This is a genomic window from Hymenobacter koreensis (genome assembly GCF_039541855.1).
GTDB lineage: Bacteria > Bacteroidota > Bacteroidia > Cytophagales > Hymenobacteraceae > Solirubrum > Solirubrum koreensis.
Window position 1 is genome coordinate 481,812 of sequence record NZ_BAABHA010000001.1, and the last position, 20,540, is coordinate 502,351.

18 protein-coding genes are annotated in these 20,540 nt (G+C 63.2%); 9 read left to right on the forward strand and 9 right to left on the reverse strand.

What is annotated here, in order from left to right; translation table 11 throughout:
• Nucleotides 1-5: 5 nt before the first annotated feature.
• The 3 genes from ABD903_RS02150 to ABD903_RS02160 form a co-directional block, all read right to left on the reverse strand.
• Entirely contained in the window at nt 6-1,667 is a 1,662-nt protein-coding gene (locus tag ABD903_RS02150) for an H-type lectin domain-containing protein (protein ID WP_345220946.1), read from the reverse strand.
• Nucleotides 1,668-1,885: 218 nt separating this feature from the next.
• Nucleotides 1,886-2,287 (reverse strand): hypothetical protein, encoded by a 402-nt coding sequence (locus ABD903_RS02155; RefSeq protein ID WP_345220948.1) that lies wholly within the window; start codon nt 2,285-2,287, stop codon nt 1,886-1,888.
• Nucleotides 2,288-2,323: 36 nt separating this feature from the next.
• A complete protein-coding gene (locus ABD903_RS02160; RefSeq protein ID WP_345221222.1) occupies nt 2,324-2,743 on the reverse strand; it encodes an RCC1 domain-containing protein in 420 nt (139 codons plus the stop codon).
• A 249-nt stretch (nt 2,744-2,992) separates the two neighbouring features.
• Between ABD903_RS02160 and ABD903_RS02165 the strand changes: the two genes are divergently transcribed.
• Complete coding sequence (locus ABD903_RS02165; RefSeq protein ID WP_345220950.1) at nt 2,993-3,709, forward strand: hypothetical protein; 717 nt, start codon at nt 2,993-2,995, stop codon at nt 3,707-3,709.
• A 278-nt stretch (nt 3,710-3,987) separates the two neighbouring features.
• Here the strand turns inward: ABD903_RS02165 and ABD903_RS02170 are convergent, their stop codons facing one another.
• From ABD903_RS02170 to ABD903_RS02195, 6 genes are all read right to left on the reverse strand, one after another.
• Nucleotides 3,988-4,407, reverse strand: a complete 420-nt coding sequence (locus ABD903_RS02170; RefSeq protein WP_345220952.1) for a hypothetical protein — start codon at nt 4,405-4,407, stop codon at nt 3,988-3,990.
• A 380-nt stretch (nt 4,408-4,787) separates the two neighbouring features.
• Nucleotides 4,788-6,335: a hypothetical protein gene (locus tag ABD903_RS02175; RefSeq protein WP_345220954.1), complete on the reverse strand. Its 1,548-nt coding sequence runs from the start codon at nt 6,333-6,335 to the stop codon at nt 4,788-4,790.
• A 339-nt stretch (nt 6,336-6,674) separates the two neighbouring features.
• Nucleotides 6,675-8,114 (reverse strand): TolC family protein, encoded by a 1,440-nt coding sequence (locus tag ABD903_RS02180; RefSeq protein WP_345220955.1) that lies wholly within the window; start codon nt 8,112-8,114, stop codon nt 6,675-6,677.
• 138 nt (nt 8,115-8,252) lie between these two features.
• The gene (locus tag ABD903_RS02185; RefSeq protein ID WP_345220957.1) at nt 8,253-11,378 is read right to left on the reverse strand and encodes an efflux RND transporter permease subunit; all 3,126 of its coding nucleotides are present in this window, start codon (nt 11,376-11,378) and stop codon (nt 8,253-8,255) included.
• A 187-nt stretch (nt 11,379-11,565) separates the two neighbouring features.
• Nucleotides 11,566-12,759 carry an efflux RND transporter periplasmic adaptor subunit gene (locus tag ABD903_RS02190; RefSeq protein ID WP_345220959.1) on the reverse strand — a complete coding sequence of 398 codons (1,194 nt, stop codon included), beginning with the start codon at nt 12,757-12,759 and terminating at the stop codon, nt 11,566-11,568.
• 193 nt (nt 12,760-12,952) lie between these two features.
• Nucleotides 12,953-13,456, reverse strand: coding sequence for a YciE/YciF ferroxidase family protein (locus tag ABD903_RS02195; protein ID WP_345220961.1), 504 nt, complete (start codon nt 13,454-13,456; stop codon nt 12,953-12,955).
• Between the two features lie 177 nt (nt 13,457-13,633).
• Between ABD903_RS02195 and xseA the strand changes: the two genes are divergently transcribed.
• The 8 genes from xseA to ABD903_RS02235 all read left to right on the forward strand — a co-directional run bounded on the left by xseA (nt 13,634) and on the right by ABD903_RS02235 (nt 20,450).
• Nucleotides 13,634-15,139 carry an exodeoxyribonuclease VII large subunit gene (xseA, locus tag ABD903_RS02200; RefSeq protein WP_345220962.1) on the forward strand — a complete coding sequence of 502 codons (1,506 nt, stop codon included), beginning with the start codon at nt 13,634-13,636 and terminating at the stop codon, nt 15,137-15,139.
• A gap of 3 nt (nt 15,140-15,142) precedes the next feature.
• Nucleotides 15,143-15,373 (forward strand): exodeoxyribonuclease VII small subunit, encoded by a 231-nt coding sequence (gene xseB, locus ABD903_RS02205; protein ID WP_345220964.1) that lies wholly within the window; start codon nt 15,143-15,145, stop codon nt 15,371-15,373.
• A 70-nt stretch (nt 15,374-15,443) separates the two neighbouring features.
• The gene (locus tag ABD903_RS02210) at nt 15,444-16,151 is read left to right on the forward strand and encodes a hypothetical protein (RefSeq protein ID WP_345220966.1); all 708 of its coding nucleotides are present in this window, start codon (nt 15,444-15,446) and stop codon (nt 16,149-16,151) included.
• A gap of 152 nt (nt 16,152-16,303) precedes the next feature.
• Entirely contained in the window at nt 16,304-16,612 is a 309-nt protein-coding gene (locus tag ABD903_RS02215; protein ID WP_345220968.1) for a hypothetical protein, read from the forward strand.
• A 222-nt stretch (nt 16,613-16,834) separates the two neighbouring features.
• Entirely contained in the window at nt 16,835-17,443 is a 609-nt protein-coding gene (locus tag ABD903_RS02220) for a hypothetical protein (protein WP_345220970.1), read from the forward strand.
• A gap of 321 nt (nt 17,444-17,764) precedes the next feature.
• On the forward strand, nt 17,765-18,586 hold the full coding sequence (locus ABD903_RS02225) for a sensor histidine kinase (RefSeq protein ID WP_345220972.1): 822 nt from the start codon (nt 17,765-17,767) through the stop codon (nt 18,584-18,586).
• Complete coding sequence (locus tag ABD903_RS02230; protein ID WP_345220974.1) at nt 18,583-18,990, forward strand: response regulator; 408 nt, start codon at nt 18,583-18,585, stop codon at nt 18,988-18,990. The genes ABD903_RS02225 and ABD903_RS02230 overlap by 4 nt, the downstream gene beginning before the upstream one ends.
• An 83-nt stretch (nt 18,991-19,073) precedes the next feature.
• Complete coding sequence (locus tag ABD903_RS02235; RefSeq protein ID WP_345220976.1) at nt 19,074-20,450, forward strand: hypothetical protein; 1,377 nt, start codon at nt 19,074-19,076, stop codon at nt 20,448-20,450.
• Nucleotides 20,451-20,540 lie beyond the last annotated feature (90 nt).

A 20,540-nucleotide genomic window follows, 5' to 3' on the forward strand; every position in this document is an offset into this window, starting at 1 on the left:
ACCGCCTAGGGCAGGGCCAGCCAGCTCACACTCACGGCTGTGCCCCAGCCCACGTTGGCGTCGGAGCGCGACACAACTACCGTAAAGCCCGTGCTGGTGACGTTGCGCACCACCGCCGTCATGCCCAGGTTGGCGTTGGGCACGGCCCCGTTGGCGTCCAGGCGCGGGGTGCACAGCACCACGCTCGGCGGGCTGCTGAAGGGCGTGGGGAAGGTGACGGTGCGCGCTTCGTAGGCGTTGCCGCTGGTGCCCACGCTGACCAGCCCGCTTTGCTGGGCTCTGGTGCTTAGGTTGCCGTTGGCGTCAGCCGTTACCAGGCGCGTGCCCGTGCCGCCGAGGCCCTCCAGGCGCACGGTGCTGCTGCCGCCGGCCACGTGCAGGGTGGCGGCCGGAGCGGCCGTGCCCAGGCCCAGGTTGCCGCTGTTGTCGAGACGCAGGCCCTCGCTCTCGCCGTCGTTGCTGAGCCATTGGTTGTTCAGGCGCAGGTTTTCGCGGGCCGTATGGTCGCCCAGGTTGTCGCTGGCGGGTAGGTTGGTGAAGTTGGCCGCGTCGAGCGCCGGGGCCGGGAGGCTGTTCAGGGGCGTGAGGGTGAGGCTGCCGGGGCCGGCGATGGGAGCCGCCGAGTAGGTAACGCTTCCTAGCAGCGCGGCCGGGCTAACCCACGACGAGCCCCCGCCGCCGCCGCCGCTGCCGGAGCCACACACATCCAAACAACTAACGCCGCCCCCGCCGCCGCCGTAGTAGCCGCCGCCGCCGCCGCCGCCGTTGAAGGGGGTGCCGGCCCCGACACTGGAGACATGGGGGGCGCCACCCTGGCCCAGCGTACCGGGCAAGCCGACGCCGCCGCCGCTGCCCCCGGCGCTTTGGGTGGCCCCGCCGCCGCCCAACAACCCATTCGACAGGCTCCCGCCCGCGCCGCCATTGCCGCCGCCGGCCTGTCCGCCGGCCCCGCCAACCTGGCCGCTGCTACCGCCGCTGCCAGCTGCCACCAGCAAGGCGTTGCGACTGGGGAGCAGGTCGTCGGTACGGCCGGTGGAGGCGGCCCGGCGCAAGTCGGTGGCCCCACCGCCGCCGCCCACCTTCGCTCCGCTGGCTCCGCCGTTATAGCCCCCGTCTATGGTGCCTAGGTTGGCCCGGGCGCCCGCGCCGCCGACTCGCACGGTGAGCACCTCGCCGGGACGCACCCGCACCACCGCTTGCACCCGCCCCCCGGCTACGCCTACCGAGCCGGCCACGGCTTGCCCGCCGCCGGCCCCGCCGCTGGCGTCTACCCGCAGCAGGCTTACGCCGGCCGGCACGGTATAGGTTTGCTCGCCGCCAGTGTAGGCGAAGGTGCGGGCCGGATGGGTGGTGCTGGGGGTGTCGTAGCCCGCGGAGTTGCCGGCCAGCAGCTCTACCCAGCCCCCGTCGGCTGCGCCAGCAAACAGGTTGTAGCGCCCGGTGCTGGTGTTGAACACGAGCAGACCCGGCGCCGGCGCCGCCAGCGCGTCGCGCTGGGCCTGGCTCAAGCGCGGGGGCAGCAGGCCCTTGTCGGTAGAGGAAACGTCCAGGGCGGCCGAGGCATTGGGGGTGGTGGTGCCAATACCCACCGACTGGGCGGCGGCGCGAAAACCACCGGCGCTAAGTATGAGCACGGCTGGGGCCAGCAGGCGTAAAAAGTGGTTCATAGCACAGAGTAAAGCGAGGAACAATCCCCGTAAAGTTCCGGCAAATATTCAGGCCGTGCAATATGCGTCGCTTCTGTAAAACCCGGCCGTATGCCGCATCTTACGCCCGCTTACTCCCGCGTTATTACACACTACTAGCACCTGCCACCTGTTCACCTCAACCGGCACGACTGTGGCCCGGCGGCCGCCGCGTACCGGGCCGCAAGTCAGTGCTTCGGCTACTCCACTACGAGGCGTGCGACTTGAGCACCGACCCGCACCAAGTACGGGTCGGCGGCCAGCCCACGCAGGTCGAGTTGGGTGGTGCCGGCCGGGTAGCGGCGCATTACACTGCCCTGCAGGCTCAGCAGCTGCACCTCGGCCGTGGCCAGGGTGCCCGGCAATTCCGCCGTGGCGCGGGCCGGGTTGGGGTAGAGCTGCAGGGCGGCGGCCGCGCTGCCGGCCACGAAACGCGCCGCCGAGCGGGTTTCTACCCCGTCGGTGTCCTGCTGCACGAGGCGGTAGTAGGCGGCGCCGGCCCCGGGTAGGGCAAAGGCGTAGGTATGCGGGGAGCTGCTGGTGCCCTGGCAGGGTACGAAACCCACCTGCTGCCAGCGCCGTCCGTCGGGGCTCTGCTCCACGGCGAAGCCGGCGTTGTTGCGCTCCTGGGCCGTTTGTCAGCGCAGGCGCACCTGCTGCCCATCTCGCCCGGCCGTGAACGAAACCAGCGCCACCGGCAGCGGCAGGGCGGAGAGAAGCGGGCTCACGCGGTCGAAGCGGTTCGCGTCTGTGGTGGTGCCGTCGCCGAGCTGGCCGATGGAGTTGCTGCCCCAGGCCCAGAGCGTGCCGTCGGCGCGCACGGCCAGGGTGTGGGAGCTGCCCGTGCTTACCTGCGCCCAATTGGTGGCTGTGCCTACCTGGGCGGGCACGGCCACCGATTGGGTGCCGGTGCCCAGGGTGCCGCTACCGTTGAAGCCCCAGGCCCAGAGGGTGCCGTTTGGGTGGATGCTCAGGGAATGGGTTTCGCCCGCGTCGAAGGTGGCGGGCAGTACCTGGGCCGTGGCGGAGTAGGCCAGCAGGCACAGGCCGGCAAACAGCCCCTACAGGGGCCGGAGCAGATAGCGGTGAATCATAAGGTGTGGTGAAAAGGGTGCGGCTAAGCGGGTAAAATTCAGGCCAAAAGAGTTGCGCTCCTATGGCGAACCGGGGTTGCGAGTGTATTGTTTTTTGCTAATATTTGAGCCGTTTACACTGCGCTATCCGCTTGGCCCGGGCCCCCTTACACACCGCTAGTGCCCGCCCCGGCCGCCTGTTCTCATCCTCCATTCTTACCCCGCTTACCCGTTATGTACGAAGAACGGTACGACAACCATTTCCGGCGCCTGCAAGCCTCGCGCGACGCCTTTGCCAGCTTTGCCGACTACACCCTGGAGGCCCTGCGCCCCACGGCCGTGGCCAAGCTGCTGCGCGACGAGCGCCCCGCCCTGCAAGCCGCCCTCGACGCCTTCCGCGGCGGCCTCACCGAGCGCGCCACCGGCAGCGGCCAGCGCCAGAGCGGCACCCAAACCGAGGACCAGGCCTTCGACGCCCTCAAAAAACTGGTGCAGGCCACCGACAAGAAGCTGCTGCAACCCCGCTTTTACGACCAGCCCGCCGAGCAGGCCCTGTTTTACCCCGAGAAGCTCAGCGGCCTCACCCAGGCCCCCAAGGCCCAGCGCCTCACCCGCTTCACGGCCTACGTAGAGCGGCTGGAAACCCACCCCGAGGCCACCCTGCAAGCCGCCGGCCAGCAGGCCCGTGCCCTGCTCACGGCCTACACCGCCGCCACGGCCAGCAAAAACCAGGGCGCCAAGGCCGTGAAGGACACCTTCTCGGCCCTCGGCCCCGACGCCCAGGCCCTGGCCGACGCCCTGTGGGCCGTGTACTGCGCCGCCCTCTACGTACACCGCCAGGAGCCCGGCCTGGCCCGCGCCTACTTCGCTTACGACCGGCTGCCCAACCGCAGCCCGGCCCAGCAGCGCGCCAGGAAGGCGGCTGCGTCCGCCGTGCCAGCCGCCGGGTAGTCAGCCAAAGGCCTCGGCACATGGCCTTCACCGGTGAAGAGCGCCTGCCAAGACCTCAGCACATGGCCTTCACCGGTGAAGAACGCCTCCCAAGGCCTCGGCATAGCGTCTTCACCGGTGAAGAAGGTTTCCCAAGCCCTTCGGATGTGGTCTTCACCGGTGAAGGATGCTTCCCAAGCCCTCGGGATAGGGCCTTCATCGGTGAAGACTGTATCCCGAGGGCTTGACCTCAGTAAAAAGCCTCCCCTTACGCAAGGGGAGGCTTTTTGCTGAGGGTATCACGAGTTAGGCGGTGTGGCGGGGCGGGGGCGGCGGGTGAGGCGCCAGCCCAGCCACGCGCCGGCCGCGGGCGCCAGCACCATACTGGCCAGGCCGGTGGGGTCGATAGTGGAGAGCAGGCGCAGCAGCCAGCCCGCCCCAAACCAGCTGACTACGCAGGCCAGCGCCAGCACCGGCCCGCCGTGGGCCAGGTAGCGCGGCTGCCAGTAGCGGAGCGCCTGCAAAGTGGCCCAGCCCACACTTAAAGGCAGCCCCAGGCCCAGCAGCAGCACGCCCACCACCATGCCAAGGGCGCCGCTGCCGGGTGCGTTGAGGTTGTAGCCAGGCAGAGAGCCGGAGAGGGCGGCGGCTACCGCTCCGCCCAGCAGCAGGGCCGCGGCCAATCCAAAAAGTACGTGGCGGGTGCGCAAAACGGGCATGGGCGAAACAAGTAGGGGACGCGGGAGGAAACAGGAGAAAGGTAGCTCCTCGCCCCGACAAATTGCTTGTCCGGAACGCTTGGGGCGGTGCGGCTGCGCGCCGCCGGGCAGCCGCAGGAGGGCGCCGGTTCAGCGGCTTTTTACTGGGGCGTTGGTTTTGCTATCGGGCGTCAGCACGCGAGATGTCTCGGCTGCGCTCGACATGACGTTCTTTTAGCAGGGCGGTTTCGGTGCTCGACAGGACGGGCTATTAGCAGGACGGTCTTGACGCTCGACAGGACGGCCTTTACATGCTCGAGCTTGCTGCCGGGCACCGCCGGCAGCGGGGGGAAAGGCGACGCCCGCGGAGCAAGGAGCCCGGCAGATGTGCGGGGGGCGGGTTACTCCACCTGCGTCACGGTGTACGTCAGGCGCACGTTGGTGAGCGTTACGTTCTGACTGCTGTTCATCTCGGCCTCCACGAAGTAGCTAAACTGGCTGTTGTCGATGGCCATGTTAACGGCGGTGCTCACCGTCTGGAAGCCGTTCTGATTGGCGGTAATGCTGGCGTAGGGCGTGTTGGAACCCGCGTAGTTGGTGGTGCCGTTGACGCCCCGAATCCGCACCAGGCGGGCTATGATGGGAGTGCTGCCGCCGTCGTTTTTGTACCCCTGCAGCTCCAGGTTGGTCACGGTAGCGCCCTGGGGCAGGTGCACCGGGGCCAGTACCCGGCCGTTGCCCGAGCCGCTCAGGTAAATTTCGGCCGATTGGCCGGAGGTGGTGTTGAACGACACGGGCTGATGAGTCGCCGGGTTGGCCGCCATGAAATCGAACGGCGCGACCATGTAATACTGCGTCTTGGCCGTGGCGTACGCGTAACTCTCCGCGGCCGGCACGCTCACCCCGTTGCTGACCTGCAGCTGTCCTTCCTGGGTAAGCGTCATGAGGGTACTGGCCACCGTGGAGTTGGCGTTGTAGCTCACCCACTGGAACCGCTTGCTGGCTACGGCAGGCACCCCAAAGGTTAGCGCGTTGGATTCCATGAAAACGCCCCAGCGCCCAATGCCCTGGTAGTTGCCGGAGGTGAAGGCGTCCCAGGACCGGGTGATGAGCGGGCGGTCGGCCGCGGCCAGGATAACGCCCAGGGTGCCGTCGGCGGCGATGTTGCCGGCCACGTGCAGCTGCTGCTGGGCGCTGGTGCGCCCAATGGCCACCCGGCCGTCGGCCAGCACGCGCAGGCGCTCCGCGCCGGCGGTGCCCAGGCGCAGGGTTTGGTTCACGTCGGCCTGTTGACTGAAGCCGGCCAAATCGATAAAGCTCTTGGTGGCGGCGTTGGTGCCGCCGCCGGCCGAGAGGCGCAGGTAGCCGTCGTCGGCGGTGGCGGCGGGCGTGCTGCCGCCGGCCAGCCCGTAGGCGCCGATTTCGCCGGCAATGCGGGCCGTGCCCACGGCCGGCCGGGCGGCGTTGTTGCCGATGGCCGGCGCCAGCATCAGCGCGCCCTGGCCCAGGTCGAGGCGGGCATTGGGGGCGGGCACGCCCAGGCCCACGTTGCCGGTGTTATCGAGGCGCAGGCCGGTGCTCTGGCCGTCGTTGCTGAGCCAATTGCCGTTCAGGCTCAGGTTCCGGGTGGCGGTATGGTTGCCCAGGTTGTCGCCCGAGCCAGCCGTGGGAATGCGGTTCCACTGGCCGCCGAAGTAGTACCAGAAGCCGGGCTCGGGGCCGTCGGTCTGGAACACCATCAGGCCGGCGGGCAGGCCCGCGCCCATGGCCGTGCGCTGGGCCTCGGTGAGGCGCGGGATAAGCAGGCCCTTGTCGGTGGCCTGGATGTCGAGGGCGGCCTTCGCATCGGGGGTACTGGTGCCGATACCTACCGAGCCGGTCTGGGCGTGCGTAACCGAGCTGGCAACCAGCAGCGAACCGACCAGCAAAAGCGGGTAGAATGTTTTCATAGGGTAGCGTAAATGGGGCGCTTATAGGGGGGGGGCTCCACGCGGAACCCGTAGGCAAAATAAACTCATCGAATACTTCAGTACCAGAATATTGTTGTTTTTCTATGGCGAGTTGGGCGGCGGCGCCACGGGCTACCCGGCTGCTGCAGCCGGGTAGCCCGTGGGAATAGCCAGCCGGTAGTTGAGCGGCTAAACCGAATTTAAGGCCCTCACCTCGGCACCCGGCCGGCACCCGGCCACCCAAACACGAACGCTCCCGGCAGCGCGGTGGGTTGCGCTACCGGGAGCGGTAGGGTGGGGTTGGGCTAACGTGTTAGGGACCGTACAGCCGCGCCGGCCTTACTTCGCTTGCGGGGCTTGTTGCACCAGCTCGCCGCTGAGCTGGCGCAGCGTGGTTTCGGCCTGCTTGGCGTTAAAGCGTGCATCGAGCAGGCGGTTTTCGGCGTCAATCTGGTTGCGTTGGGCTTCTCGCAGGGCCAGCGGCGTGAGCAGGCCTAGGCGGTAGCGCTCCAGGGTAATGGCCACGTTCTGGCGGGCCAGCTGAATGTTGGCTTCTTCCAGATCAAGGGTTTGCAGGCGGTTCTGGTACTGCAAATAGGCTTGCTCGGCCTGGGAGTTAAGGTCGAGCTGGGTTTGCTCGAGCTGGAGCTGGCTCTGCTCGATGTTGATGCGGGCGTTCTGCTCGAGGCGGCGGCGGTTAAAACCATCAAAAATGGGCACGGTAGCCACCACGCCGTAGTTAAAGCCCTGCGTGCGGCCGGTGTTGGTAACCAGTGCGCTGCCGAAGAAGGCGGCGCCGTTTACGTTGCGGTTCAGGCCGTAGCCGCTGGTGAGGCCCACCTGCGGAAAGCGGCTGGCCGTTACCAGACGGCGGTCGTAGTTGGCCACGTCCACACCCAGGCGGGCTACCTGCAGCTGCGGGTTGCGCTGCACAATGCCGGTTACCACGGCGTCTTTGCGCAGGTCGCGGTTTACCACAATGGAGTCGGCGGGGGCCAGGTCGGTTTCCGGTTTGCGGGCCAGCAGGTTGTTCAGGTTTACCTTGGCCGTGGCCAGGGCTTCCTGCTGCTGAATGAGCGCGGCGCGGTCGGCGTTAAAGTCTACCTGGGCCGTGAGCAGCTCCACCTTGGCCGCCACGCCCACATTCACGCGGGCCTGCGTGAGGTCGATGCGGGCCTGCCCGATCTTCAGGGCCTCCTCGAACGCCCGGATGCGGCCCGACTCGCGCACCACGGCGAAATAGGCATCGGTGATGTTGGCCACCGTTTGCTCCACGGTGTTGCGCGTAATCTGTTGCTGCTGCAGCTCAAGGGTCCGCAGTCGGTCGTAGGCAATGAACATGCCCAGGCCGTCGAATACAGTCCAGGTCAGGGCCACGTTCGTGTTCAGCTGGTTGGAGCGGGCGCCGGTGGCAATACTCGGGTCGGGGCGGGCCGAGGACTCCTGCCGCACGTTGTTAATGGTGTAGTTGCGGGTGAAGTTGCCGTTCACCGTGGGCAGTTGCCCGGCGTTGCCGCGGGTTACGTTGTTGGTGGCAATGCGCTCATCGCGCTGGGCAATACGAATGCCGTAGTTGTTCTCCAGTCCCAACCGAATGGCCTCTTCCAGCGACAGGGCCGGGGCCGGCGCTACTGTAGCAGGTTTGGCGAGCTGGTCGCCGGGGTTGGGTTTAACGGGCCGTTGCTGCGCCAAGGCCAGGAGCGGGGCCAGCAGCAGCACGATAAAAGAGAAGGAGCGAAGCACTGGAATGATTTTCAGAGCGAGGGTTGATGAGGGCATTTCTGACGAACCGAATGCCGGTTCTCGCAGAGGTTCGCAGAGGCTCGCGCCAGGGTGCGCACCGTCCGTTCTTGCCTTGTTTATGGTCGATATTCACCCCCGCCCCGCCTTTGCAGGGCGGAACGGGGGGGGTAACGTTTACGCTAACGCCGGTTCTTGCACCGGCTTGTCGGGCACGGGGGCTTCGGCTTCAGGCTGCACGTGCTTGCGCTTTTTGGCCGACGCGAAGTACGAGTACATCACCGGCACAATGTACAGCGTGAGGGCCGTGGAGAAAATCAGGCCGCCCACTACCCCGATGCCCATGGCCCGGCGGCTGAGGGCACCTGCACCGGTGGCCAGGGCAATGGGCAGAATACCCAGAATGGCGCACAAGGACGTCATGAGAATGGGACGAAAACGAGTGGCGGCGGCCTCTAGCAGGGCCTGGCGGTATTCCACGCCCTGCTCCACGCGCTGGTTCGCAAATTCCACGATGAGGATACCGTTTTTCGTTACCAGACCGATGAGCATAATCACCCCGATTTGAGAGAAGATGTTCAGCGACTGGTTGAAGTACCACAGGCTGAGCAAGGCGCCGGCCAGGGCCAGCGGCACCGTTACCATGATAATGGCCGGGTCCTTAAAGCTCTCGAACTGGGCGGCCAGCGTGAGGTAGATGAGCAGCAGGGCGAGGCCAAAGGCGAAAATCAGCGACGAAGAGCTGTCCTGGAAGTCGCGGGAAGCGCCCGATAATTCGGTGGAGAAGGTTTCGTCCAGGTTTTGCTCGGCCAGCCGCTGCATGGCGGCAATGCCCTCACCGAGGGTTTTGCCTTTGGCCAACGACGCCGAGAACGTAGCCGAGTTGTAACGGTTAAAGCGGAACAGCTGCGGCGGCGTGCTGCTTTCGCTCAGGGTAATTACGTTGTCGAGCTGCACCTGCTCGCCGCGGTTGTTTTTCACCGACAGCAGGCGCACGTCCAGCGGCTGGTCGCGGTTTTCGCGCCGCACCTGCCCGATGATCTGGTACTGCTTGCCTTCGCGAATGAAGTAGCCATAGCGCTGCCCGCTGAGGCCCGCCTGCAAGGTTTGCGAAATGTCCTGCACCGACACGCCCAGGCTCTGGGCCTTCTCGCGGTCGATGTTGATGCGCAGCTCGGGCTTGTTGAACTTCAGGTTCACGTCCACGAACTGGAACGTAGGGTCGGCCTGGGCCGCGGCCAGAAACTTGGGCACCGCCGTGCGCAGCTTCTCAAAGTCCTGGGTTTGCACTACGAACTGCACCGGCAAGCCGCCGCCGCCGCCGCCGCCAATGCTTTGGTCCTGCGAAATGGAGGTACGGGCGGCCGTCAGCTTTTTCACGCCGGCGCTCAGGGCATCGGCTATTTCCGATTGTGGTTTTTCGCGCTTGTCGGCATCCACCAGCAGCACGCGGGCAATGCCCGTGTTGGTGCCGCCGCCGCCGCCAAAGCCCGGCGAGGTTACCGTAAACACGCTGGCCCGGTTTTCACCGGTGGAGTCCATTACCAGCTTGGTGAGCTGGGTAACGTAGCGGTCCATAAACTCGAACGAAGCGCCTTCCGGGGCCGTGGCGTTTACGTTCACGCGGCTGCGGTCTTCCACCGGAGCTAGCTCAGAGGGAATTGTTTTAAAGAAATAGTACGTGCCGGCCAGCGTACCCAGCACAATTACCCAGGCCCATACGCGGCTGCGTAGGAAGGAGTCGAGGCTGTTTTTGTAGCCGTTGGTGAGGGCCACGAAGAAGGGCTCGGTTTTGCGGTAAAACCAGCTGTGGCCATGCTCGCCCACCGGGCGCTTAAGCAGGCGGGAGCACATCATCGGTGTCAGCGTTAAGCTCACGAAGGCCGAAATCAGCACCGAGCCGGCCACCACAATGCCGAACTCGCGGAACAGGCGGCCCGTGATGCCCTCCAGGAACACCACCGGCAGAAACACCGCCGCCAGTACCACCGTGGTCGATACAATGGCGAAGAAGATTTCCTCGGAGCCCTTCTGGGCCGCTTCCATGGGTTCTTCGCCCGCCTCAATGCGCGAGTAAATGTTCTCCAGCACCACAATGGCGTCGTCGACCACCAGACCAATGGCCAGCACGATGGCCAGCATGGTTAGCACGTTGATGGAGAAGTTGAGCAGGTACATCACGAAGAAGATACCCACCAACGACACCGGAATGGCCACCACCGGAATGAGTGTGGAACGCCAGTCGCGCAGGAATAGGAAGATGATGACCACCACCAGCACAAAGGCCTCGAAAATGGTGTTCTTCACCTCGTCGAGCGAGTTGCGGATGAAGATGGAGTTGTCGAAGCCCGGCGCCAGTTTCAGGTCTTTGGGCAGATCGGCCTGGTACTGCTCAAGGCGCTTGTTGAACTCGTCGGCAATTTCAATCTGGTTCGAGCCCGGCTGCGGAATAACCGCCAGGCCCACCATGGGCACGCCGTTCACGCGAAACAGCGTCTGGTCGTTTTCGGGGTAGAGTTCGGCATAGCCCACGTCCGACATGCGGATGAGGGAGGTGGAGTCGCGGCGCAGAATCAGGTCGTTGAAGTCCTTCTCGCTCGACAGGCGGCCCATGGTGCGCAGCGTAAGCTGGGTGTTAGCCCCTTGCACGGCGCCCGAAGGCAGCTCCACGTTTTCGCGGGCCAGGGCCTGCTGCACTTCGCTCGGCGAAACGCGCAGCGCCGTGAGGCGCACGGGGTCCAACCACAGGCGCATGGAGTATTTCCGCTCGCCGTACACCCGCACTTCCGACACACCAGGAATGGTTTGCAGACGCTCTTTCAGGGTGTTGTTGGCGTAGTCGGTCAGCTCCAGCAAAGTGCGCTTGTCGGAGCTGAGGTAGGTCATTACAATCGGCTGTGAGTCGGCGTTGGCCTTCTGCACCGTAGGCGGGTCCAGGTCGCGCGGCAGGCGGCCCCCAACCCCCGATACCTTGTCGCGTACGTCGTTGGCAGCCGTTTCCAGATCGGCTTCCAGGTCGAACTCCACCGTAATGGTAGCGCGGCCGTCGCGCGAGGTGGAGGTCATGTTTTTAATCCCCTGGATACCGTTCAGGGCTTCTTCGAGCGGCTCGGTTACCTGGCCCTGAATTACATCGGCGGAAGCGCCGGTGTAGTTGGCCGACACCGTAATGATGGGCGGGTCAACACTGGGGTATTCGCGCACCGAGAGGTAGCGGTAGCCAATCACGCCGAAGAGCACGATGACCAGGCTCATCACGATGGCCAATACCGGGCGGCTGATACTGGTGGAGGATAAAGACATAGGTACTGCGGGAACAAAAATCCGACCTCCGAAATGGCCGAAATGCTTAGTTGCCTAAGCGGGTGTTTTTGCGTTGCTGACGTTGTGAAGCTGAAGCGGCTGGTGCACGTGGCCTGCCCAAACCGCTCCGGTCACCGCTAAAGCGGCAAGCTCCCCGGCCGCAAAGAGCCGGGGAGCTTGGAGGAGCCTATTGTGCCGGTTGGATTCTGATTTTATCCCCGGGTTTAACCTGCAGAATGCCGGTGCGCATAATGGTGTCGCCGGCGGCCAGGCCTTCGGTTATCTGCAGCAGTTTTTCCGAGCGTATGCCAATCTTCACGTTCTGTGGCTGGGCTTTGCCGTCCACCACCTTGTACACGCGGTAGCCACTGGCTTCCGGCGACACCGACTCCGTAGGAATCTGGATGGCTTCTTCCACCTGGCCAATGTTCAGGTTAACCCGCACAAAGGCGCCGGGGCGCAGCTCCTGCCTGCCGTTGGGGTACACCGCCCGCACCGACAACGTGCGCGAAGCCGGGTCGATCTGCGGGTTAATGGCGTATACCTTGGCTTCGTATTTCTTACTGTTGGCCTCGTCAAGTACAGTTACAGCGTCGCCCACTTTCACAGCGTTAGCGTAGCGGCCCGGCACGGCAAAATCAATTTTAACCGGCGTAATGCGCGAGAGCGTGGTCACGGGCGTGTTAGGCGTAACGTACCCACCCACCGATACCGAGCGCAGCCCCACCACGCCGCTAAACGGCGCTCGAATGTAGGCCTTGGCCAGGTTGGCTTGCAGCAGCTGCAAATCGGCCTGCGCGGTTAGCACCTGGTTGTTGCTTTGCTCGTACTCCTGCTGGCTGATGTATTCCTTTTCCAGCAAGGTGCGCTGGCGCTTTTCCTGGTCGCGGAACAGTTTCAGGTTGTATTGCAGGCGCTTGAGCTGGGCCTGTATTTCGTCGGCATTAATGCTAAGCAGCAATTGGCCTTTTTGCACCGGCTGGCCCTCCTTGAAGTTCAGGCTGGTAATGCGGCCGTTAATTTCGCTTCGCACCGTTACCTGCTCATCGGCCAGCACCGAGCCGGTGGCGGCAATGGCATCGGTGAGGCGAGTGGGCTTCACCACGTACACCTGCACGGGTAGGGGAGCCCCGCCGCCACCCGCGCCGCCCCGGCCTCCTCCGGGGCCGCCTTTGGCCGCCGGGCCTCCAGCGGCGGCGCCTTTTCCGCCGCCCTTGCCGCCTTCGGCGCTTTGGGAGGGGAAGTAGGTAATCTTAACAAAGGCCAGCACCGCTACCGTTAGCGCGGCCAGCAGCCACCACAGCCAGGCCCGACTCGGTTTTCGGTCGTATTCGTCGTAAACCTCGGGGGTGTTGGTCGTTGGCTCGGTCGTCTGAGGCATGAAGCGGGTGGGTAAAAAGCAAAAAATATCGGACCCAACGCCTTGCGCGGCAGGACCGATAGGCACAAACACCTGCGGGCTGAAAAAGGTTGGGCGGCCCGCAGGATTGCCTCGGTTTTGGGTGTCACGGACACAAAAAAAGCCTGCACGTTGCAGGCTTTTTTTAAAAATACGGGGCCCGGAAGCCTCCCGTTTACATAGCGCGCTGATTGATATAGCCTTTGGCCAGATCGTTCAGTTTGGTGTCGGCGAACTGCTCTTCCTGCAGGGTTTGCGCCAGCAGCGAAGCGGCCTCGGAGTGGCCCAGGCGCTCGGCAAAGTGCCGCGCCGTGCCGTAGCCCGAAATTTCGTAGTGCTCGATGCGCTGCGAAGCTGCGATAAGCGCGGCGTCTTTCACCTCGTCTTTAGCGTCTTCGCTAATGGTTTCCTTGCCTTCGGCCACCAAACCCTGCATGGCTTTGCAGGTGTGGCCATCGAGGCTAATGTTCAAGCCGCGGCCAATTTGCTCCAGACGAGCTACCTGGTTTTGGGTTTCCTGCAGGTGCATTTCAAAGGCCTGGCGCAGGCGTGGGTCACGGGCTTCGCCGGCCATCTGGGGCAGCGCCTTCACCAATTGGGTTTCAGCGCTGTACAAATCTTTCAGTTGCTCGGCAAAAAGGTCTTCGAGCGAGTTAAGCTTGCCTTCAAAGAATCCCATGGGTAGGTTGTTTTAGGTTGTGAGAAATGGAAATAGGAGCGGATTTGGGTAATGCGGCAATGGTGTGGGTGTACGGCTGGGGAGGAACGGGGTTCCTGACGAGCTTGGGCCTTTTTGCCATAAGCCGGCCGCGGAAGCCGCACAGGCACCCGCTCAAATGCGTACCTTGCGCGTTGCATGGCTCCCCGAACCACCCGTCGCGCATCCGCTTCTACGCCGCTGTTTCCGCCCGCGCCTCTGCCGCTGGCCGAGCTGCTCCGCCGCGTACGCGACACCCTCGCGCTGGCCTTCGACGACGCCTACTGGGTAACGGCCGAAATTGCCGAGCTAACGTTGCCGCGCTTTGGCGCCGGCCATTGCTACCTCACCCTCACCGACCCCGCGCCCGGCCCCGGTGGCAGCGAAATGCGCACCCAGGTGCGGGCCGCCATCTGGCGCAATCGTTTTGAGGTGTTGTTGCCGCATTTCGAGCAGCAAACCGGCCAAACCCTGCGGGCCGGTATGCGCGTGCTGGCCCGCTGCCACGTGCGCTTCCACGAGCAGTACGGCCTCAGCCTCGATATCATTGCCATCGACGCCAGCTACACCGTGGGCGAGCTGGCCCGGCAGCGCGCCGAAACCGTGGCCAAGCTGGAAGCCCAGGATTTGCTGCAGCGAAACAAGCGCCTGCCGCTTTCCCTGGCGCCGCAGCGCCTGGCCGTTATTTCGTCGGCTACGGCGGCGGGTTGGCAGGACTTTGTGCGCCAGCTGGAAGAAGCGCCGTACGCGTTTGAAGTGGCGCTGTTCCCCGCTACCATGCAGGGGCAGGATGCGCCCGCCAGTTTGCTGGCCGCGCTGGATATGGTGCGGCGGCAGCGACGCAACTTTGACGCGGTTATCATCATTCGGGGCGGCGGCTCGCGCACCGATTTGCTGTGCTTCGACGATTACGGCCTTTCGGCGGCCGTGGGCTCATTTCCGCTGCCCGTTATTACCGGTATTGGCCACGACAAGGACGAAGCCGTGGTGGACCTTACCGCGCACACGGCCCTGAAGACGCCCACGGCCGTGGCTATTTTTCTGGTGGAGCGACTGGCCCGGCTGGAAGCGGCACTTGATGGCTACGGCGCGCAAATTCACGAATTGGCGTTAGGCCAGCTCGGCCAGTACGGCGCTGTGCTGGCCCGCTTAGGGTGGCAATTGGTGCAGCTGGGCCAAAGCCAGCTCGGCAACGAGCAAACCATGTTGCGCCAACGCTTGCGCCGCGCTGTGGAAGTGCCCCAGCAAGCGTTGCAGCGCGAAGCCCGGCAGTTAAGCACCCAGCAGCAGCACCTGCGCCGTGCCGCGCGCCTTGCTACCGACCGGCAGCGGCAGCGCGTACGCCACCTAGGCCGGCTGGTACTGCGGCGCTTCCGGCGCCTGCATCAGTCCCGCCGCGAAGCCTTGCTGCGCCACCGCTACCAGCTGGAGCTGGCCACGGTGCGTGCCACTGCCCACCACGCCCTGGCCCTGGCTGCCGCTGTTACCCGCCACACCGCCTTCGACCCCCAAACCCTAGGCCGCCGCGGCTACGTACGTGCCGACGCCTTGCAGCCCATAACCTCCGACTCGCCGCCCGGCACCCTGCTCATGCTTCAGCTATCCGACGGGCCGCTGCCGGTGCAGGTAGTAAACATGGCCGCCAGCTTCGATTCGCATTCCTGAACCATGCCTGAACAACCCGCCGACCGCACCTACCGCGACGCCATTGCGGAGCTGGAAACCCTACTGCGCCGCCTCGAAACCGAAACCGTGGACGTGGACGAGCTAACCGCCAGCGCCCAGCGTGCCGCCGACCTCATTCGCTTCTGCAAGCAGCGCCTGCGCACCGCCGAGGCTACCCTCGACCGCGTTTTCGATGCCCTTGATGACGAGGACGACGAAGCAGCTACCACCTAGGAGTAGCGTCAACTCACCGACTGGTTTTGCTGTAAATACAGCCGTTTGTTTGGTCTTCTTTGTCCTGTTTATGCCCGATCCTGCGCCCGAATGGCTAGTCATTGCTTCCCGAGCGGTAAACCGTATCGGCGGCTTTGGCATTGCCATTCCCTTGCTGATCGGTTTGTGGCGTTGGAAATACTTAACCCCGCCGGCTAAGGCCCTGGTGTGGTATTTTGCGTTCTGGACGGTGGAGGCGCCCATCAATTTGTGGAGCCGCAAAGTGTTGCACACCAACATTTACCTCCATCACCTGGACGTGCTGGTAGAAACCTGGCTGTTGGGCTGGATGTACTACCGCGCCTTCGGCCTTGGCCGGCTACAGCGGTGGCTGCCGGTCATGGGTGTTGCCTTCACCCTGCTGGCCCTGGCCGATGCCACCGTGCTGGCTGGTCTCAACCAACCGAATGCCTATGCCCGACTGGGCCAAACGCTGCTTATGCTTTCGGTAATCATCCTCTATTTCGATCATTACATGCAGCGCATATCCGTTAATTACCATTCCTGGGACGATACCGTATTCCGGGTTAGTATCGGATTGGCCATTTACTACGCGGGCTCAATTACCGGATACATTTTCTTTAAGCTTACGGATGACCTCATGATAGTCCGTACGGCGGGCCTGCTTATCGACAGCCTGTTTCTGGTGGCATTGGTACTGATGACCTGGGCCATCAGCCGCGACCGGCGGGATGCAATTGACTCAATGCCACGTGCCCTAGCCAAAGCCGCCACATAGCCCGAAAACCAGAACTGGACTATTTCCTCGGTCAAGGAGGTGGAACTAACTTTCTTGGCAAAAGAGTACATTTTATATTCCTTCTTATATATTTGGCCGCTTCAATGCGAAGCGCAACTAGTCCGAGCTCATTCTACTTTTTCACACACCACATGTCATTTACCGGAACCGAAGGCAGTATCATTCCCCTTGAGGAAGGCGTAGAAATGACCGCACGTTACCGCAATGCGGGGCTGAATACAAGCAAAGGCGTGTTTTTTGGCAACGCCCTTTTACAAGAGCTTACGGCTCCGGGTACCGGTGCCACGGGCATCCGGTTTTACTTTGCCCTCGACGACAACGACAACATGACCTTGGTGCTGGTGGGCGTGGACGCCGAAGGAAAAGACCTGATCAGCAGAGTAGGAAACAAAGGCGAACTTTCGCCGCCGTGCAGCGACCTCAGCAGTCCGCTACAATAGGGTGCCGCTGGTATACACGCGGCCTTACAGTAGCGGCTGACCATGCCGGCCACGTAGGTTGTGTAATAAAACGAAACGTGCGCAGATTAGGCAAGCGCTACACGCCCGGGATAGGTTTTTAGCCAGATTATGCCAGCACTAGTTCCTGAATGGGTTTATTCCCTGAGCAAAGTTCTTCAACTTGTTAGCTCATACGGAGTAATCTTACCACTCCTACTTGGAGTGTGGCGCTGGCGCAACTTGTCGGGGCCTGCCCGGGCTGTGGTGTGGTATTTCCTGTTCTGGACGATAGAGGCGTTTGTCGACACCTGGACGCGAAAACAGCACCTCCCCAACGCGTATCTGTTTCACATCAGTGTTTGGGTGGAAACCCTGCTCCTGGGTTGGGCTTACCACCTGGCGCTACGCAACGAACGCCTGAAAAGCTGGCTTTTGCTGGCGCAGGCCGTGTTCACTGCGGTAGCCATAGCCGATGCCACTTTTTTGTCGGGCATTAACCAAATGAACCGCTACGCCCGGGTGTTGCAGGTAGTACTGATGCTCGTGTACGCCTTTGCTTACTTTGAACAGTGGGTGCGAGAACTACGCGTGCGCAGCCCCTGGAACGACTTTATGTTTGTGGTAAGCGTTGGCCTATCGGTGTACTACACGGGGTCCGTGATGGGGTACGTCACGTTGAAAAACGATCCGGAATTCTCGCGTCTCGTTGCTTATTCAACCGCTATTATCATTAACCTGGCGTACATTTTCGCTATGGTGCTGATAACGATAGGGCTGTGGCGCGATGCGAATCCGCAAGCAGAACCCTCGTTGCGGCGCGCCCTGCACTAAAAAGGCCCCGTGCGTCGGGAATGTGCCAACCCAGCGGCAAAGCCCCGATGACAGGAACACCGCGCAATTGATAGGTCGTGTGGTGCAGGCCCATGCCGCCCAAGCCGGGGAGTCAGGGTAAAATCCCGCCCACATTCCGGCTCGTGCGGTTATAAATTATTGGGGGGCGGGCGCAGAATCCAGCGTCATATGTATACTTTTATAAGCAGCGCCGGGATAAAATACCCCGCCGGGTGCTCAGTACGCTAGTTTGCTTCAAGCCCAGGCCCAAAAGCAAGTTGGAGGCTCGCTTCAGCGGGTTTTTTCTTTTCCACCACCACCATGAACTCCCTGCTCGCTTCCCTGCTGCTTGTAACGCCGGTGCTGCTGGTGTTGGCGCTGGGCATTGTGGGCTTTGTGCTGCGTTATCAGCGGCGGTTGCTGGCCCAGCAGGAGCAGCTGCGCTACGAGCGGGAACAGGCCCAGCACCAGTCGCTGGAAGCGGCCCTGCTGGCGCAGGAAGAAGAGCGCCGCCGCATTGCCGCCGATCTGCACGACGCCGTGGGCACCATGCTTTCCATTGTAAAGCTGCACCTGAGCGCGCTGCCCGATACCGCCGCCACCTACGAAATGACGGCCATGCTGGACCAAGCCATTTCCGAGGTGCGCCGCATTTCGCGCAACCTGCTGCCGGCCGTGCTCGAAAAATTCGGCCTCTCGTTTGCTGCCGAGGCCCTGTGCCGGGCTGCCGGGGGCGGTGCAGCCCGCGTGCTGCTTCACCAAACCGGAAACCCGCGTCGGCTGTTGCCCCACCACGAGCTAGCCGTATACCGCGTAGTGCAGGAACTGCTGGGCAATGGCCTGAAGCACGCCCAGGCCAGCCAGATCGAAATCATTTTAGACTTTGCCCCCGACCGGCTTTCCGTGGAATACTCCGACGACGGCGTGGGCTTTGAACTGGCTGCCACCGATGCCCTGCCACTGCCCGGCACCCGTACCGGGCTGGGTCTTACCAACCTGCGTAGCCGCGTGGCGCTGCTGCGCGGAACCATGCGTCACGAATCTGCCCCCGGGGCCGGCACCCGGGTTTGGGTTTCGTTCCCGGCTGCCTATCTTCCGGCCGGGCAAGCTGTTACCTCTGTTGCCGTAGCTATTGTTCAATGAGTACGTACCCGCCTGTCCGCTTGGCCATTGCCGACGACCACATCCTTTTTCGCAAAGGACTGCGGGCGTTGCTTGGCAGTTTTAGCGAAGTAGAAGTCCTGTTTGAAGCCGGCGACGGACAAGAACTGCTCGAGCGCCTCGACGGGCAGGACCCCCGGCCCGATGTAATTCTGATGGACCTGCAAATGCCGGTGCTCGATGGCCTGCAAACCACGCGTTTGCTCCGGGCGCAGTACCCGCGCATTCGGGTGGTCATCATTTCCATGCACGATGAGCCCGAGCTGATCGACAGCCTGAAAATGGAAGGAGCCCACGGCTACCTGCTCAAAAACGCCAGCCCCGAGGAGATGCGCAACGCCATCCGCGATGCGGCAGGGCACGCGCTGGCTTCGGCCAAGCAGTAGCGCGTCAGGCCACCGCAGTTAGGTTATTACCTATACGATAGGGCGGGGAATTAGGCCTCTGCAACAGCTAGTTAGTGTTTTTCATGGGTAAGCTATTAGCAGTTGTACTGGGTGCGTTGCTGGTTTGGGCAGCGCCCGTGCATGGCCAGGTGCATGGCATAAGCCTGGCCGCCGAGAAGCTGTTACTGTTGCCCAGTCCGGTGGTTATAACCCAGGTGATTGATGCACGTCCTACCCCCGGCGCCGTGGGCTGGGTGCTGAAAGGCCCCGAAAATGCCCCCACCCGGGCCGACGTGGTTCGCGGTGTGGGACCCGAAATCAGCCGTTTGCTGAAACAATACCTCAAGCCTGAGCCCGGCGCCCGCGCTGTGGTACTGCGCCTCACGCAGCTGCAAATTGTGGAGCAGCCGCTTCGTTTGGGTGAATCCGCTACGGCCGAGGTGAGCATTCAGCTGTGGGCCGAGCAGCCGAACGGGTACGCTTACATGGGGCAAGCGGCCGCCACGCACGGCAGCAAGGCCATGAATGTAACCACCGAGCACGCCGGGAATATTACGCGGGCGCTGGAAAAATGCCTGTGGCATTTGCTGGTGCAGCCCTTGCCCGAAACCCTGCCCGCTCCGCAGCCGCTGGCCACGCTGCAGCAGCCTGAGTTGCGCCAGCCCCATACCCGGTTTGCCATCGAAACCGATACGGTATTACGCCCCGGGGTATACCGCGACTACTTGCAGTTCCGGAACAACATGCCCGAGCAGCTGGCCAGTGCCACGATAAGCAGCAACCAAACGCTTCGGGGCGACGATGTGGTAACCGCCAAGCCGTATTACCTCGACGACAAAGGCCACCGGACCGAGCCGATACGCAACGTTTGGGGGTTCTCCGACGGCAAGCAAGCCTTTGTGTACTTCTACGGCCAGTACTATGCCCTGGAACGTACGCCGCGCGCCTTCCGGTTTCGCGGGCCTTACCAGCTTAGCCCGGAAGAAGCCGCCGAACGTGCTGCCTTACTGGCCGGGTTTGGTTTGATGGGCGGCATTAAGGCCACGCAACGGACGCCCAGCACGGTGACGTACGAGGTAAACCTGCGCAACGGGCAGGTGGTAAAGCACGGCACTCAAGGTCTGAGCCTGGACCTGGTTCAAACCTCCACCGAGTCCACGAGCCTGGTTGTGTACTGCCGTTCCGAATCGGGCCCGGCGGTGGCCCTGGCCGTGAACGGCGAGCCGCTTGCCTCGGCGCTGGCGGCGGCGGGAGTTGTGGACATTCCCTGCACCGAGAGCGGGGCCGAAATTGTGCTGTGCGTGGGTTCCGCTCCTGATAATTGCCTACGTTTTGTACCCGAGCGCTCCACTACGAATTACGTGGAGGTTCGCTTTAACGGCACTGCGGCACCCAGTATGCGCCGCGTGCCGGGCAATTTGGGCGAAATGCACGTCCGCAAGCTGCTGGAAACCCAATAATTTGCGCGGCCCGTTCGGCACTGGTACTTTTAGATGTGGAATTGGAGCTTGCCGTGAAAAAGAGGCTCCGCTGTATTCTATTGTTTCTCC

What these genes read in the sequence shown, in the direction of transcription:
- ABD903_RS02150 (WP_345220946.1), bottom strand. Translation starts at nt 1,667, where the DNA reads ATGAACCACTTTTTACGCCTGCTGGCCCCAGCCGTGCTCATACTTAGC.
- ABD903_RS02165 (WP_345220950.1), top strand. Translation starts at nt 2,993, where the DNA reads ATGTACGAAGAACGGTACGACAACCATTTCCGGCGCCTGCAAGCCTCG.
- ABD903_RS02170 (WP_345220952.1), bottom strand. Translation starts at nt 4,407, where the DNA reads ATGCCCGTTTTGCGCACCCGCCACGTACTTTTTGGATTGGCCGCGGCC.
- ABD903_RS02175 (WP_345220954.1), bottom strand. Translation starts at nt 6,335, where the DNA reads ATGAAAACATTCTACCCGCTTTTGCTGGTCGGTTCGCTGCTGGTTGCC.
- ABD903_RS02180 (WP_345220955.1), bottom strand. Translation starts at nt 8,114, where the DNA reads ATGCCCTCATCAACCCTCGCTCTGAAAATCATTCCAGTGCTTCGCTCC.
- ABD903_RS02185 (WP_345220957.1), bottom strand. Translation starts at nt 11,378, where the DNA reads ATGTCTTTATCCTCCACCAGTATCAGCCGCCCGGTATTGGCCATCGTG.
- ABD903_RS02190 (WP_345220959.1), bottom strand. Translation starts at nt 12,759, where the DNA reads ATGCCTCAGACGACCGAGCCAACGACCAACACCCCCGAGGTTTACGAC.
- ABD903_RS02195 (WP_345220961.1), bottom strand. Translation starts at nt 13,456, where the DNA reads ATGGGATTCTTTGAAGGCAAGCTTAACTCGCTCGAAGACCTTTTTGCC.
- xseA (WP_345220962.1), top strand. Translation starts at nt 13,634, where the DNA reads ATGGCTCCCCGAACCACCCGTCGCGCATCCGCTTCTACGCCGCTGTTT.
- xseB (WP_345220964.1), top strand. Translation starts at nt 15,143, where the DNA reads ATGCCTGAACAACCCGCCGACCGCACCTACCGCGACGCCATTGCGGAG.
- ABD903_RS02210 (WP_345220966.1), top strand. Translation starts at nt 15,444, where the DNA reads ATGCCCGATCCTGCGCCCGAATGGCTAGTCATTGCTTCCCGAGCGGTA.
- ABD903_RS02215 (WP_345220968.1), top strand. Translation starts at nt 16,304, where the DNA reads ATGTCATTTACCGGAACCGAAGGCAGTATCATTCCCCTTGAGGAAGGC.
- ABD903_RS02225 (WP_345220972.1), top strand. Translation starts at nt 17,765, where the DNA reads ATGAACTCCCTGCTCGCTTCCCTGCTGCTTGTAACGCCGGTGCTGCTG.
- ABD903_RS02230 (WP_345220974.1), top strand. Translation starts at nt 18,583, where the DNA reads ATGAGTACGTACCCGCCTGTCCGCTTGGCCATTGCCGACGACCACATC.
- ABD903_RS02235 (WP_345220976.1), top strand. Translation starts at nt 19,074, where the DNA reads ATGGGTAAGCTATTAGCAGTTGTACTGGGTGCGTTGCTGGTTTGGGCA.